General features: G+C 74.5%; 11 protein-coding genes. 7 read left to right on the top strand and 4 right to left on the bottom strand.

The window, feature by feature from the left end:
• The 5 genes from AB0G13_RS30350 to AB0G13_RS30330 all read left to right on the top strand — a co-directional run.
• The coding region (locus AB0G13_RS30350; RefSeq protein ID WP_357881684.1) for an EAL domain-containing protein at positions 1 to 1,010 on the top strand (1,010 nt) is incomplete at its 5' end.
• A 180-nt stretch (positions 1,011 to 1,190) separates the two neighbouring features.
• Positions 1,191 to 1,496 (top strand): Asp-tRNA(Asn)/Glu-tRNA(Gln) amidotransferase subunit GatC, encoded by a 306-nt coding sequence (gatC, locus tag AB0G13_RS30345; protein WP_350926882.1) that lies wholly within the window; start codon positions 1,191 to 1,193, stop codon positions 1,494 to 1,496.
• Positions 1,493 to 2,974 carry an Asp-tRNA(Asn)/Glu-tRNA(Gln) amidotransferase subunit GatA gene (gene gatA / locus AB0G13_RS30340; protein ID WP_357881680.1) on the top strand — a complete coding sequence of 494 codons (1,482 nt, stop codon included), beginning with the start codon at positions 1,493 to 1,495 and terminating at the stop codon, positions 2,972 to 2,974. Before gatC ends, gatA begins: the two co-directional genes overlap by 4 nt.
• A 13-nt stretch (positions 2,975 to 2,987) precedes the next feature.
• Positions 2,988 to 4,481: an Asp-tRNA(Asn)/Glu-tRNA(Gln) amidotransferase subunit GatB gene (gene gatB, locus AB0G13_RS30335; RefSeq protein WP_357881676.1), complete on the top strand. Its 1,494-nt coding sequence runs from the start codon at positions 2,988 to 2,990 to the stop codon at positions 4,479 to 4,481.
• Positions 4,482 to 4,645: 164 nt separating this feature from the next.
• Positions 4,646 to 7,003, top strand: coding sequence for a pyruvate dehydrogenase (locus tag AB0G13_RS30330; protein WP_357881673.1), 2,358 nt, complete (start codon positions 4,646 to 4,648; stop codon positions 7,001 to 7,003).
• A gap of 646 nt (positions 7,004 to 7,649) precedes the next feature.
• On the opposite strand, the gene AB0G13_RS30325 is transcribed toward AB0G13_RS30330, so the two are convergent.
• The 3 genes from AB0G13_RS30325 to AB0G13_RS30315 form a co-directional block, all read right to left on the bottom strand.
• Positions 7,650 to 9,224: a metallophosphoesterase gene (locus AB0G13_RS30325; RefSeq protein ID WP_357881670.1), complete on the bottom strand. Its 1,575-nt coding sequence runs from the start codon at positions 9,222 to 9,224 to the stop codon at positions 7,650 to 7,652.
• Positions 9,225 to 9,281: 57 nt separating this feature from the next.
• Complete coding sequence (locus AB0G13_RS30320; protein WP_357881667.1) at positions 9,282 to 10,457, bottom strand: PQQ-dependent sugar dehydrogenase; 1,176 nt, start codon at positions 10,455 to 10,457, stop codon at positions 9,282 to 9,284.
• Between the two features lie 67 nt (positions 10,458 to 10,524).
• Positions 10,525 to 12,336, bottom strand: coding sequence for a SpoIIE family protein phosphatase (locus AB0G13_RS30315; RefSeq protein ID WP_357881664.1), 1,812 nt, complete (start codon positions 12,334 to 12,336; stop codon positions 10,525 to 10,527).
• Positions 12,337 to 12,525: 189 nt separating this feature from the next.
• Between AB0G13_RS30315 and AB0G13_RS30310 the strand changes: the two genes are divergently transcribed.
• Positions 12,526 to 13,452, top strand: a complete 927-nt coding sequence (locus tag AB0G13_RS30310) for a 2-hydroxyacid dehydrogenase (RefSeq protein WP_357881660.1) — start codon at positions 12,526 to 12,528, stop codon at positions 13,450 to 13,452.
• Positions 13,453 to 13,473: 21 nt separating this feature from the next.
• On the opposite strand, the gene AB0G13_RS30305 is transcribed toward AB0G13_RS30310, so the two are convergent.
• The gene (locus AB0G13_RS30305; protein ID WP_357881657.1) at positions 13,474 to 13,851 is read right to left on the bottom strand and encodes a PH domain-containing protein; all 378 of its coding nucleotides are present in this window, start codon (positions 13,849 to 13,851) and stop codon (positions 13,474 to 13,476) included.
• Positions 13,852 to 14,055: 204 nt separating this feature from the next.
• Here AB0G13_RS30305 and AB0G13_RS30300 point away from each other — a divergent pair.
• Positions 14,056 to 14,297 (top strand): hypothetical protein (locus tag AB0G13_RS30300; RefSeq protein ID WP_357881654.1); only part of this gene is annotated, 242 nt, incomplete at its 3' end.

Raw genomic sequence — 14,297 nt, 5'->3', positions numbered from 1 at the left:
CGGTCGCCACGGTCTCCGACTCGGCGCGGCCCTTGCGGCACACCGGGATCCACTCGCCCTCGGCCAGGTTGCGGCCGAGCGGGCAGGGCGCCGCGGTCGTACGCCGGCAGGGCCCGCCCGTCGACGATGGCGCGGGCGATCGCGGCGGCGACCGCGCCCCGACGGGCCGGCGGGGGGCCCGGCACGACGCGGCCGGCCGGCGCGACGCGGACACCGCTTGTGCCGTCGACGCGGGCGAGATCACCATGTACTACCAGCCGCAGATCGCCATCGCGACCGGCGAGGTGGTCGGCGTGGAGGCGCTGCTGCGCTGGCGGCACCCCCGCCGGGGGATGGTGGACCCCGAGGAGCTGATCCGGGTCGCCGAGCAGAGCGCGGTGATGCGGCTGCTCACCCGTCGGGTGGTGGACGACGTGGTGGAACAGCTCGCCAAGTGGTCGGCCGCCGGGATGGGCCTGCCGGCGGCGCTCAACGTCAGCGTGCGGGACCTGCACACCGGCGAGATCGCCGACCAGATCGCCGACCGGCTCGCCCGGTACGGCGTACCGCCGCAGCGGCTGCAACTGGAGATCACCGAGGGCGCCCTGATGGCCGACCCGCGCCGGGTGCTGGCCACCATCACCCGGCTGCACCGGATCGGCGTGGGCATCGCGCTGGACGACTTCGGCACCGGCTACTCCTCCCTGCAGCACCTGCGGCGGCTGCCGCTGTCCGAGGTGAAGGTGGACCGCTCCTTCGTGCTGGGGATGGCCGAGGACGCCGACGACGCGGCGATCGTGAAGTCGACGATCGAGCTGGCGAAGGCGCTCGGGCTGCGGGTGGTCGCCGAGGGCGTCGAGGACGAGCGCACCTGGCGCATGCTGTACGCGGCGGGCTGCGACGCGGCGCAGGGCTGGTTCTACGCCCGGCCGATGCCGGCCGAGGAGCTGGTCGGCTGGCTGGCCCGCTACCGGCCGGTCCGCCCCACGCCCAGCCCCGACGCGGAGATCCCCCGCCGGCACGCCCGCTGAGCCACCCGCCCCTCGCCGGTGCGGCCGTCGGCGCACGACGCCCCGCCGCGCCGGAGGGGGAGTCGGGGACGCGCCGCCGGGGCGGAACAATAGACTCGCTCCGGTCACCGCGCGTCACGCACCTCGTCCGCGCGGCCGACACCCGGTCCGACCCGCAGCACCGTCACGAAGGGGGCACCGATGGCCGCCATCTCCCGCGAGGAGGTCGCGCACCTGGCGCGACTGTCGCGGCTCGCCGTCACGGAGGAGGAGCTGGACACCTTCGCCGGCCAGCTCGACGTGATCCTCCAGGCGGTCGCGCAGGTCGGCGAGGTCGCCGCGGCGGACATCCCGCCGACGTCGCACTCGGTGCCGCTGACCAACGTCCTGCGGGACGACGTCGTGGTGCCCGGGCTGACCCCGCAGGAGGCGCTGTCGGGCGCGCCCGACGCCGAGGAGCAGCGGTTCCGCGTACCGCGGATCCTGGATGAGGATGTGGCGTCATGACGCAGACCGACCTGACCAGACTGACCGCGACGGAGATCGCGGGGCTCGTCGCCAGCGGTGAGACCTCCGCCGTCGAGGTCACCCGGGCGCACCTGGACCGGATCGCCGCCGTCGACGACCGGGTCAACGCGTTCCTGCACGTCGACGCCGAGGGCGCGCTCGCCGCCGCCGGCGAGGTCGACGCCCGCCGCGCCGCCGGCGAGGAGCTGGGCCCGCTGGCCGGCGTGCCGGTCGCCGTCAAGGACGTGCTGACCACCAAGGGCGTGCCGACCACCGTCGGGTCGAGGATCCTGGAAGGCTGGCGTCCGCCGTACGACTCGACGATCGTGCAGCGGCTGCGCGCCGCCGGCACGGTGATGCTCGGCAAGACCAACATGGACGAGTTCGCGATGGGCTCCTCCACGGAGTACTCGGCGTACGGGCCGACGCACAACCCGTGGGACCTGAGCCGCATCCCCGGCGGCTCGGGCGGTGGCAGCGCCGCGGCGCTGGCCGCGTACGAGGCGCCGCTGGCGATCGGCTCCGACACCGGCGGCTCGATCCGCCAGCCCGGCGCGGTCACCGGCACCGTCGGCGCGAAGCCCACCTACGGCGGCACCTCCCGCTACGGCCTGGTGGCGTTCTCGTCCTCCCTGGACACCCCGGGCCCCTGCGCCCGTAACGTGCTGGACGCGGCGCTGCTGCACGAGGTGATCGGCGGGCACGACCCGCGCGACTCCACCTCGATCCCGCAGCCGGTGCCGGACGTGGTGGCCGCCGCCAGGCTCGGCGCGACCGGCGACCTGACCGGCGTGAAGCTCGGCATCGTCACGGAGTTCGTCGGCGAGGGCGCCGAGCCGGGCGTGATGGCGGCGTTCCGCGAGTCGGTCGACGCGCTGACCAAGCTGGGCGCCGAGATCGTCGAGGTGTCCTGCCCCCACTTCCGGTACGCGCTGCCGGCGTACTACCTGATCGCCCCGAGCGAGGCCTCCTCCAACCTGGCCCGGTTCGACGGCGTCCGGTTCGGCCTGCGGGTCGGCGACGACGGCAACCGGTCGCTGGAGGAGGTCATGTCGCTGACCCGCGAGGCCGGCTTCGGAGCCGAGGTCAAGCGCCGGATCATGATCGGCACGTACGCGCTCTCGTCGGGCTACTACGACGCCTACTACGGGCAGGCGCAGAAGGTCCGGACGCTGATCACCCGGGACTTCACCGCCGCGTTCGAGCAGGTCGACGCGCTGATCTCGCCGACCACCCCGTTCGTGGCGTTCCCGATCGGCGCGCGCACCGCCGACCCGTACCAGATGTACCTGGCCGACCTGTTCACCATCCCGACGAACCTGTACGGCGGGCCGGGCATCTCGGTGCCGTGCGGGCTCTCCGACGGGCTGCCGGTCGGCTTCCAGATCATGGCCCCGACGATGGCCGACGACCGCATGTACCGGGTCGCCGCCGCGCTGGAGAGCGTCGTCGGCACCTTCACCCCACCGGCACTGTGAGGCAGGAGCTCAGATGACGACGACACTGCCCGCGTACGACGAGGTCGTCGCGCGCTACGAACCGGTGATCGGCCTGGAGACCCACGTCGAGCTGGGCACGAACACCAAGATGTTCTGCGGCTGCCCAACCGACTTCGGTGGCGAGCCGAACACCCGGGTCTGCCCGGTCTGCCTGGGCCTGCCGGGCTCGCTGCCGGTCGCCAACCGGGCCGCCATCGAGGCGACCATCCGCATCGGCCTGGCGCTGAACTGCTCGATCGCCGAGTGGTGCCGGTTCGCGCGGAAGAACTACTTCTACCCGGACATGCCGAAGGACTTCCAGATCAGCCAGTACGACGAGCCGCTGTGCTTCGAGGGCTACCTGGACGTCGAGGTGAACGGCGAGCTGGTCCGGATCGGCATCGAGCGGGTGCACCTGGAGGAGGACACCGGCAAGACGCTGCACGTCGGCGGCGCCACCGGGCGCATCCACGGCGCCACCGAGTCGCTGGTCGACTACAACCGGGCCGGCATCCCGCTGGTGGAGATCGTCACCAAGCCGGTTCCCGGCACCGGCGCGCTGGCCCCCGAGGTGGCCCGCGCGTACGTCACCGAGCTGCGCGACGTGATCCGTTCGCTGGGCGTCTCCGACGTGCGGATGGAGGAGGGCTCGCTGCGCTGCGACGTGAACACCTCCCTCAACCTGCCCGGCGAGGAGTGGGGCACCCGGACGGAGACCAAGAACGTCAACTCGCTGCGGTCCGTCGAGCGGGCCGTCCGGTCGGAGATCATCCGGCAGGCGTCCGTGCTCGACGCGGGCGGCCGGATCACCCAGGAGACCCGGCACTTCCACGAGGACACCGGGGACACCACGCCGGGCCGGTCCAAGGAGACGGCGACCGACTACCGGTACTTCCCGGAGCCCGACCTGGTGCCGCTGGCACCGGACGCCGCCTGGGTCGCCGAGCTGAAGGCCGCGCTGCCCGAGCTGCCCCGGCTGCACCGCCGGCGGCTCCAGGAGCAGTGGGGCCTCTCCGACGCGGACATGCAGTCGGTGCTCAACGCCGGCGCGGTCGAGCTGATCGAGGCCACGGTCGCCGCTGGCGCGACCCCCGCCGCCGCCCGCAAGTGGTGGCTGGGTGAGCTGTCCCGGCGGGCCAACGAGACCGGCGTGGAGCTGGCCGACGTCGGGGCCACCCCGGGGCAGGTCGCGGAGCTCCAGGGCCTGGTGGACGCCGGCAAGCTCAACGACAAGCTGGCCCGTGCCGTCCTGGAGGGCGTGGTGGCCGGCGAGGGCTCGCCGACGCAGATCATGACCAACCGGGGCCTGGAGGTCGTCTCCGACACGGGCGCGCTCACCGCCGCCGTCGACGAGGCGATCGCCGCCAACCCCGATATCGCCGACAAGATCCGTAGCGGCAAGGTCGCCGCGGCCGGCGCGCTGGTCGGCGCGGTCATGAAGACCACCCGCGGCCAGGCCGACGCCAAGACCGTCCGCGAGTTGATCCTGGAGCGCCTCGGCGCCTGACACGCAGGGAAGGGGCCCGCCCTGACGCCTTCGTGCGGGAAGGGCCCCGCCGCAGTCCCGAGCCGCCGCGTACGCCCGTCGTGCGCGGCGGCTGCGCACCCCGCGCGACCCGCCCGCCCCCGACCGGCCGTCAACGGTGACGTGCCGGAGTCCTGGAGTCGACCGTGAACCGTACCGACCTCGACGTCCTCGACGAGATCCAGCAGCGGGTGCTCTGGCTCGCGACCCGGATCGTGGACGCGGCCAACCACGACCGGGACACCGGCGACGGGGTGAAGGTGGGCGGGCACCAGGCGTCCAGCGCCTCGCTGGTCACGGCGATGACGGCGCTGTGGTTCGCGCACCTGGACGCCGAGGACCGGGTGGCCGTCAAGCCGCACGCCTCGCCGGTCTTCCACGCCATCCAGTACCTGCTGGGCAACCTCGACCGCTCCTACCTGACGAGGCTGCGCGCCCGGGGCGGGCTCCAGTCGTACCCGTCGCGGACCAAGGACCCGGACGAGGTGGACTTCTCCACCGGCTCGGTCGGGCTCGGCGCGGCGGCGCCGCTGTTCGCCGCCGCGACCCGCCGCTACGTCGACGCGCACTTCGGCGCCCGCCCGCGCTCCCGGTTCGTCGCGCTGATCGGCGACGCCGAACTGGACGAGGGGAACATCTGGGAGGCTGTTGCCGACCCGGCCACCACGGGCCTGGGCAACGTGATGTGGCTGGTCGACTTCAACCGGCAGTCGCTGGACCGGGTGGTGCCCGGGATGCGGATCAACCAGTGGCGGGGCCAGTTCGAGGCCGCCGGCTGGCACGTGGTCGAGGTCAAGTACGGCCGCCGGCTCGCCGAGGCGTACGCCCGGCCGGGCGGCGAGGCGCTGCGCGACTGGATCGACGCGATGCCCAACGAGCAGTACCAGTCGCTGTTCGGGCTGACCGGCACGGCGCTGCGCAGGCAGTTCCTCGACGGCGCGCCCGACGGGATCGAGGCGTTCATCGCCGACATCGGCGACGACGAGCTGGGGCCGCTCGTCACCGACCTGGGCGGGCACGACATGGCGGCGATGCTCGACGCGTACGCCCAGTGCGACGCCGTCACCGACCGGCCCAGCGTGGTCTTCGCGTACACCGTCAAGGGGTGGGGTCTGCCGATCGCCGGCAATCCGCGCAACCACTCGGCGCTGCTCACCACCGAGCAGCTCGACGCGCTGCGCGCCGCGCACGGGCTGACGCGGGAGACCGAGTGGGACCGCCTGGACCCGGCGTCCCCGGCCGGCATCCGGGCCGGCGAACGCCGGGAGGCGCTGTCCCGCGCGCCCCGCGAGCGGGCGCTGGGCGTCACGGTTCCGGACACGACGCGGGTACGCGCGAACAAGCCGATCTCGACGCAGGAGGTCTTCGGCCGGGTGCTGGTCGAGCTGGCCCGCAACCCCGAGGTGGGCCGCTACCTGGTGACCACCGCGCCGGACGTGGCGACCTCCACCAACCTGGCCGGCTTCATCAACAAGACCGGCGTCTTCGCCCCGACGGAGCAGCGCTCCTGGACCGAGGACCGGATGCTGCGCTGGACGGAGAGCCCCGCCGGGCAGCACATCGAGCTGGGCATCTCGGAGATGAACCTGTTCCTGCTGCTCGGGCAGCTCGGCCTCGCCTGGGACCTGTCGGCGCAGCCGCTGCTGCCGGTCGGCACGGTCTACGACCCGTTCGTGCTGCGCGGCCTGGACGCCTTCCTCTACGGCACCTACTCGGGCTCGCGGTTCGTGGTCGCCGGCACCCCGTCGGGCATCACGCTCGCCCCGGAGGGCGGTGCCCACCAGTCGACCATCACCGCCTCGGTGGGTCTGGAACTGCCCGGGGTGACGTTCCTCGAACCCGCGTACGCGGCCACCCTGGACTGGCTGCTCTGCGACGCGCTGGGCCAGATCGCCGGCGGGGCGACCCCGTCCGCGACGGCCGCTCCCGCTGAGGACGGGGCGTACTACTTCCGGCTCAGCACCCGCCCGATCGACCAGGCGCCCTTCGAGGCGGCGCGGGCCCGGCTCGGCGACGCGGTGCTGCGCCGGCAGGTGGTCGCCGGGGCGTACCGCCTGGTCGACGCCCACGAGGCGTACCCGCACCTGGCCGACGCCCCGGTGGTGCAGCTCGCCGCCTCCGGCGCGGTGCTGCCCGAGGTGCTCGCGGCGGCGGCGGAACTGGCCGAGGAGGGCATCGCCGCGCACGTCGTCGACGTCACCTCGCTGGACCGGCTCTACCGGGCCTGGCAGTGCACCCTGCGCCAGGGCGTACGCACGGCCACCGTGCCGAGCGTGCCCGGAGCGCTGCGCTCGGCGTTCGCCGACCGGGTGCCGGTGGTGACGGTGCACGACGCTGCCTCGCACGCCATGGCCTGGCTCGGCTCGGCGCTCGCCGCCCCGGCGGTGCCGTTGGGCGTGGACGAGTTCGGCCAGTCCGGCAGCGTCCACGAGCTGTACGACCTGCACGACCTGCTGCCCGGCAGCATCGTCAACGCCGCCCTGGCGGCCCTCTCCCTGCGCTGATTCGCAGGGCGCCGTCCCCGGCCGGACCACGCGTGCCCGCGCCCCCCGAATCGCTAGGCCGCACTCGCCGGCGGGGCCGCGCTGGGGCCGCTCCGGGCCGCGCTGAGGCCGCTCCGGGCCGTGCGGTGCCGGGCCGTGCCGGGCCGCCCCGGGCCGTGCCGTGCCGCGCTGTTCCGGGCCGTGCCGTGCTGCTGCTCCGGGTCGTCTGAAATCACCAACAGTAACCAACGTCTGGTGTTACTGAGGGTGTGGTTGGTGTGGGGCCCGACGGTAGCCGCTCGCGCCCTTTGCTCTGCAGCCACCGACGCACCACGCCGCTGAACAGCAGCAACGTCGATACGGCCGATCAAAGGCCAGCCAGCCTTTCGCTACTCCGAGTTACTGGTGCGTCCATGGCTGCAGAGCAAAGCGCCCGGAGGACGAGGTCGGCGGCCGGCGGTGCCGCTACTCAGCGCAATGGGCGCGAGCGGAGGGTGGGTGCGGCAAGCGGTCAGGACAACCGCTCGGCGCAGGGCGATCGGGGATAGAGCGACCAGGGCAGGCGACCAGGGCAGGCGACCAGGCGCGGGGCGGCCGGGAGCACGGCGTTTCCAGGCGCCCCGGGTCGGCACACGATGGCGACCACCCGGTGGTCGGCTTGCCGAGGTCAGCGCGTCGGGGTGGGGGTGACCGGGACGGGCGCGCCGGCCTTCGGGTCCTCCACGACGTGCCGCTCCAGGTTCACCTGCGCCTGCCCCGTGCCGCCGACGGTGATGTCGTCGTACGCCTGGAGCAGCTTGTCCTTGTCGAAGTAGAGCACCGTCATCGACAGTGGGGTGGGCTTCTCGCCCTCCAGGCCGCGCAGGCCGGCGCCGCCCGTGGATCCCTGCACCATCAGCTGGGTGGGTCCCTTCCCGGGCACCTCGGGCAGCTTCGAGACCTGCCGGTCGTGGGTGTGCCCGGCGAGCACCAGCGGGCAGGTGCCCGACAGCGGGCCGGCGGAGGCCGGGTCGTGCACGAGCGCGATGTCCACCGGGCGCGGCGAGCTGCCTACCGTGGCCGCGAGCTGGTCGCCGACGCCGATGAGCTGGTTCGCCGTCTGCTGGGTGAGTCCGCTGCCCGCCGGCGAGGTGTTCTTGTCGGGGGTGAAGCGCGGGTCGCCGATACCGGCGATGGTCAGCCCCGCGACCGTGGTGGTCGTGTTGTTCAGCACGGTCGCGTTCGGCTGGCGGGCCACGGCCGCCGCCGTCCGCCCCGAGTCGTGGTTGCCCCGGATGTAGACGTACGGCTTCTTGAGCAGGCCGATCGAGCCGACGTACGAGGCCTCCGGCTCGGAGCCCCAGTCGGTGATGTCTCCGGTGTCGATCACCACGTCGATGCCGAACTGCTCGACGACGGTGCGGATGAGCTGCCAGCCGGTGGGGTTGAGGTGCATGTCGGAGACGTGCAGGACGCGGGTCGTGCCGGGGGCCGGCTCGTAGACCGGCAGCGACGACACGGTGGTGTAGAGCTGGCTGACGTTGCCGACGATGCGCTGGAGCTGCTCGGCGTACCGGCTGTAGTCGTTCGCGATCCGGCGGGCGTCACCGACGATCGCGGGGGCGTTGACCAGCAGCCCCTCGTAGCGCGGCTCCTCGATCGCCTCCGGCCGGATGGTGGCCGCGGCGGTGCCGAGGCTGCCAGCGGTGATCACCAGCGCCAGCCCGCCGGCCCAGGCCGCCCGTCGGGTGTCGCGGAAGACCAGCAGGGCCAGCAGCAGGGTGACCAGCACCGCCGAGGCGAGCGTCCGCAGGCCGAGCCGCAGCACGCCCTCGCGGACGTCGTCGACGGCCGACTGGCTCGCCCGGTTGATGCTCGCCGGATCGTCGAGCAGCGCCTCGGTGCGGCTCTGGTCCAGCGCGCCCAGCTCCACCGTCAGGTGGGTCGGCCCGTCGTGGCTGTCGAGCAGCAGGGCACCCAGCGGCGGGATGTCGACGGTGGTGCCGCCCCCCATCGCCGGCGCGACCGTGAGGTCGGCCTGGAACGGGCCGATGTCGGTGCTCACCCGGCCGCCGGCGAGCACGCCGAGCACCGCGCCGACCAGGGCGATGACGAGGACCGCCAGGGTCACCCCGGTCGCGCGGAGGACTCGCCGGCCGGTCCGGTCGGCGCCGTCCGGCCCCGGTGTCGGGCGCGGGGCGCGACCGGTCGCCGGGGCGTTCTCGTCCCGGTTCGCGTGCTGTTCGTTCTCCTGGCCGTCCATGGTGAGATTCTGACCTGCCCACTGAAGGATCTTGGGAAACCTGGACGCGCCGGTGCGTCAGCTCCGGCCGGCCCCGCCGCCGGCGAAGACGAGCCGCAGCAGCCGGTCGTCCTCGGGCGCCGGCTGGCCCCGCCCGTCGTGGTTGGAGGTGCTGACCCAGATCGAGCCGTCCGGGGCGGCGGCCACGGCCCGCAGCCGTCCGAACCGGTCGGTCAGCAGCTCGCGCGGCTGGCCGAGCACGGTGCCGGTGTCGGTCAGCTCGACCAGCCAGAGCCGCTTGCCGCGCAGGCACGCGGTGACGAGCAGCCGGTCCGCGGCGGTCAGCCCGGAGCAGGACGCGTCCGAGGTCGGCCACTGGGCGACCGGGTTGACGAAGCGCTTGTCGTCGTCGCGCCCCTCGACCGTCGGCCACCCGTAGTTGCGTCCCTTGGTGATCTGGTTGATCTCGTCCCAGGTGTTCTGGCCGAACTCCACGGCGTACATCCGCTTGCCGGCGTCCCAGGCCATGCCCTGGACGTTGCGGTGGCCCAGGGACCACACCGGGGAGTTCGGAAACGGGTTGCCGGGCGCCGGCTTGCCGTCCCTGGTGATCCGCAGGATCTTGCCGCCGAGGCGCTTGACGTCCTGCGCCTGCGGCCGGTCGCCGGCGTCGCCGGTGCTCGCGTAGAGCAGGCCGTCCGGGCCGAAGGCGAGGCCGCCGCCGTTGTGGATGCCGGCCTTGGGGATGCCGGTGAGGATCGGGGTGGGCGTGCCGCCCAGCTCCAGCCGGACGATCCGGTTGTCCCGCTCGGTGGTGTGGTAGACGAAGACCGTCTTGTCCCGCTGGTAGTCGGGCGAGACGGCGATGCCCATCAGCCCGCCCTCGCCGGAGGCCGCCACGTCTGCGATGGTCTGCACCGGGGTGACCTTCAGCCCGTCGGGCCCCGACTCGGGGCCGACCCGCAGGATCCGGCCGCTGTCCCGCTCGGTGACCAGCGCCGCGCCGTCGGGCAGGAAGGCGATCGCCCACGGCACCCGCAGACCCTTGGCCAGCACGGTGGTGACGACCTCCTGGCCGGCGCCGCCGGGGCTCGCCGTCGCCGATGGCGTCGGGAAGGTGGGCGGCTCACCGGCCGGGTCGGGCTCCGGCTCGCCGAAGCTGCAACCGGCGGTCGCCAGCAGCAGCGCCGCGCACGAGGCCGCCAGGGCCGTCCGCAGACGGTGGACGCGGGGGTACGGGGGACGGGCGCTCACCCGGCCCAGGGTAGTCCGCCGAGAAGTCGGACCGGGGCCGACGGATCGGACCGGCTCCGTGGCGCGGTCAGATCGTCCGGACGGCGAGCAGCGCGACGTCGTCCTCGCGGTGGGGCGCGGCGGTCAGCAGCAGGTCGCAGAGCTCGCCCAGCGGCAGCCGGTCCGTGCCGTCGAGCCGGGCGACCAGCTCCGTCATCCCCTCGTCGATGGACCGGTCGCGCCGCTCGATGAGCCCGTCGGTGTAGAGCAGCAGGGTGTCGCCGGTGGCCAGGCGGGTGTGCCGGCTGGTGCGCCGCACCGGTCGGTTCAACCCGAGCAGCGGCTCCGGCGTGCCGGCGAGCACCTCCACCGTGCCGCCGGCCCGGACCACGAGCGGCGCGGGGTGGCCCGCGTTGCACCAGGCGACCCGCTGGCCGCCGGCGTCGGCGTCCAGCCGCACCAGGGTCGCGGTGGCCGCGGCGGGGATGTGCAGCCCGCGGATGGTCTCGTCGAGGCGGCTCATCAGCTCCCCGACCGTGTCGGGCCGGCCGTACGCGTTGCCCCGGACGAGGTTGCGCAGCTGGCCCATGGTCGCGGCGGCCTCGATGTCGTGCCCGGCCACGTCGCCGATCGCCGCGATCAGCTCCCCGCCGGGCTGGCGGAAGGCGTCGTACCAGTCGCCGCCGACCTCGACCCGGTCCGCCGCCGGCTGGTAGCGGGCGGCCAGCTCGAGGTCGTCGGTGACCGGCAGCTGCGGCAGCATGCTGTGTTGCAGCACGTGCGCGACGTGCCGCTGCTCGCCGTACATCCGGCTGTTGCCGATCGCCTGCCCGGCCCGGCGCCCGACGTCCTCGGCGATGAGCAGGTCGCTGTCGTCGAACTGCCGCCGCCGCGGGCCGTTGATCAAGGTGATGCAGCCGAGCACCCGCCCGGCGTCGGTGATCGGCACGCTGAGGTGCGAGGAGAAGCCCAGGCGGGCGGCGATCTCCGGCATCTCCGGTCCGATCGTGCCCCGCCGCACGTCGGCGAGGGTGGCGGCGGCGCCCAGCACGGGCCGCCCGGTGCGCAGCACCGTCCGGGTGATCGAGTCGGGGCTCAGCCCCGTGCGCATCAGCTCGGCGAAGCGGGCGACGTCCGGGGCCCGGGCCGGGTCGCGGTGCGCGGCGGTCACGTCGCGGGGCGCCCCGTCGGGCCCGACCAGGGTCAGCAGGGACCAGTCGGCCAGCAGCGGCACCATCGTGTCGCGCAGGTGGCGCAGCGCGGTGGCCACGTCGAGGGTGCCGGCCAGGGTCCCGGCCAGCCCGGCCAGCAGCTCCAGCCGGCCGTTGGCCTCCTCGGCGCGCCGCCGTGCCTGCTCGGCGCCCTCCAGCGCGATCCGCAGCCGCAGCTCGGAGGAGCACGCGGCGGCCAGGTCGGCGAGCGTCCGCAACTGCTCGGCGGTCCAGTCGCGCGGCTTGTCGTCGATTGCGCAGAGCGAGCCGAGGACGCGGCCCTCCAGGTCGGTCAGCGGCATCCCGGCGTACGCCACCACGCCCAGCTCGGGCACGGCGAGGTTGTCCCGCAGGGCGGGATGGAGCCGGGCGTCCGGCAGCACCATCGGGGTGCCCAGGTCGACGACGTGCTGGCAGAACGAGTGGCTCAGCGGGGTCTCCCGCCGGGCGGCCCACGGCCGGGACAGGCCCACCTCGCCGGGGAAGAACTGGCGTTCGGCGTCCACCAGGGAGACCAGGGCGACCGGCACGTCGAGCAGATCGCCGACCAGCCGGGCGAACCGGTCGAACGCCTCGTCGGGGGCGGCCGTCAGCCGGGTCTCGGCGAGGGACCGCAGCCGATCGGGGTCGCGGAGGGCCGGGATCGGGTCGGCCCGCTCCGGGGCGTCGTCGCGGGAGCCGTCGGTCATTGACCACCTGTCCGTGCCGGATGGAGGCCGACCGGCACTCCGGTCCTCCCTTATACCCCCTCCGGAACAGAATCGACTCGGTCGCCGGCGTCACCCTGATCACCTCACCCGCGTCGGCGGGGCCCGTTCGGGTGCCGCGAGCCGCCCCGCCCGCCGGACGGACCCGCCGGGGGCCTATCGTCGGCGGGCGTGAAGGTATGGATCCCGCACCAGACCGGTCGAGCGCTCCTCGGTGAGCTGCCGCCGGAGGTCACGGTCGAGGTGGCCGAGGACGCCTCCCGGCTCCCCTCGGAGACCGCCGGCGTCCGGTTCTGGGTGCCGCCGTTCCTGGCCGGCGGGGACGCCACCGCACTGCTGCGCGAGCTGCCCGACCTGGCGGTGGTGCAGCTCCTCTCCGCCGGGGCGGACGCGTGGGCCGGCCGGGTCCCGCCGGGGGTGACGCTCTGCGACGCCAGGGGGGTGCACGACCCGTCCACCGCCGAGTGGGTGGTCACGGCGATCCTGTCCCAGCTGCGCGCCTTCCCCGCCCTCGCCCGCGCGCAGGCCCGGCGCGAGTGGGCGTACGACGAGGTGGCCCCCACCGACGAGCTGGCCGGCAAGCGGGTGCTGATCGTCGGGGCGGGCTCCATCGGCACGGCGGTACGGGACCGGCTCGCGCCGTTCGAGGTGAGCTTCACGCTGGTGGCCCGGACCGCCCGCCCGGAGCAGGGCGTGCACGCCGTCGAGGAGCTGCCGGGGCTGCTTCCCGAGGCCGACGTGGTGGTGCTGCTGGTGCCGCTGACCGAGCGCACCCGGGGGCTGGTCGACGAGAGGTTCCTCGCCGCCATGCGGGACGGCGCGCTGCTGGTCAACGCCGCCCGTGGGCCGGTGGCCCGGACCGAGGCGCTGGTCGCCGAGCTGCGTACCGGCCGGATCTCGGCCGCGCTGGACGTCACCGACCCGGAGCCGCTGCCCGCCGACCACGAGCTGTGGACGATGCCGAACGTGCTGCTCACCCCGCACGTCGCCGGCTCGGTACGCGGCCTGCTGCCGCGTGCGTACCGGCTGGTCGCCGACCAGGTCCGCCGGTTCGCGGCCGGCGAGCCGCTGATCAACACGGTGGTGGACGGCTACTGAGCGGTGCCGCCCCGGCGGTGCTCAGCCGGCCGCGCCCGGCAGGGTCTGGCCCGTGGCCGAGACCAGCCGGGGCAGGTCGGTGCGGCGCACGGCCGGCAGCATGACGCGCTGGCCGTCGTCGAGCAGGGCGACCGCCCGACCGCGCTTGTCGGCGGCCAGCTCGACGACCCGCTCCCAGCCGATCCGCCGCTGCCCGACCAGCGCCCGCAGGCGCAGCTCGCGGGCGTCCGCGTCGGTGCCGGCCCGCCACGCCCAGACCGCGACGGCGAGCGGGACGAGCAGCACCGGCAGCAGGTACCACCGGGCGCCGGCCACCGGCAGGGCGCCGAAGAAGGCGACGATCGCGGCGGCCAGGATCGCCTGGTTGTGCCGGAAGTGGACGGTGTCGGAGCTGCTCACCCCCCGATGATCCCACCCCCGCCGGCCCCGGTACGCGCCGGGCGGCGACCCGTGGGCCCCGCGTCGGCAGTGACGCGGATCACTGCCGGCGTGGCGTCACCGCCCTCGCGCCCGTTCGTTGGCGACTGATGAGCGGCGGCCCCACCCTGAGTCCGGCGCCCTGCACCGTCGCACCGCCCGTGCCCCCTCACGAAGGCGACCGCCGTGCCCCTCGCGTACCCGCAACGCGCGTCCATTCCCCGTCCCGCCGTGCCGGACATCCTCGTCCTCGCCGCCGTCGCGCTGCTCCTGCTCGCCGGCGCGGCCGGTCGGGTGCCCGCCCTGGCCGTGGTGGCGCTGGCCGGCGCCGCCAGCTGCACCCTGGCGGGCACCCGGCTCTCCCGGCTCACCGCCACCCCGCCGCCGGCCCCCACCCCCGCGCAGGCCCCGACCCGGTCCCGTGCCGC

The organism is Micromonospora sp. NPDC023633 (genome assembly GCF_040640035.1).
In the GTDB taxonomy this organism is placed as follows: domain Bacteria; phylum Actinomycetota; class Actinomycetes; order Mycobacteriales; family Micromonosporaceae; genus Micromonospora.
The sequence above is the reverse complement of the archived record's forward strand: the minus strand, read 5'-3'. Positions and strand labels throughout refer to the sequence as shown.

Coding starts and splice junctions, on each gene's coding strand:
- gatA (WP_357881680.1), top strand. CDS start 1,493: ATGACGCAGACCGACCTGACCAGACTGACCGCGACGGAGATCGCGGGG.
- gatC (WP_350926882.1), top strand. CDS start 1,191: ATGGCCGCCATCTCCCGCGAGGAGGTCGCGCACCTGGCGCGACTGTCG.
- AB0G13_RS30325 (WP_357881670.1), bottom strand. CDS start 9,224: ATGGACGGCCAGGAGAACGAACAGCACGCGAACCGGGACGAGAACGCC.
- AB0G13_RS30315 (WP_357881664.1), bottom strand. CDS start 12,336: ATGACCGACGGCTCCCGCGACGACGCCCCGGAGCGGGCCGACCCGATC.
- gatB (WP_357881676.1), top strand. CDS start 2,988: ATGACGACGACACTGCCCGCGTACGACGAGGTCGTCGCGCGCTACGAA.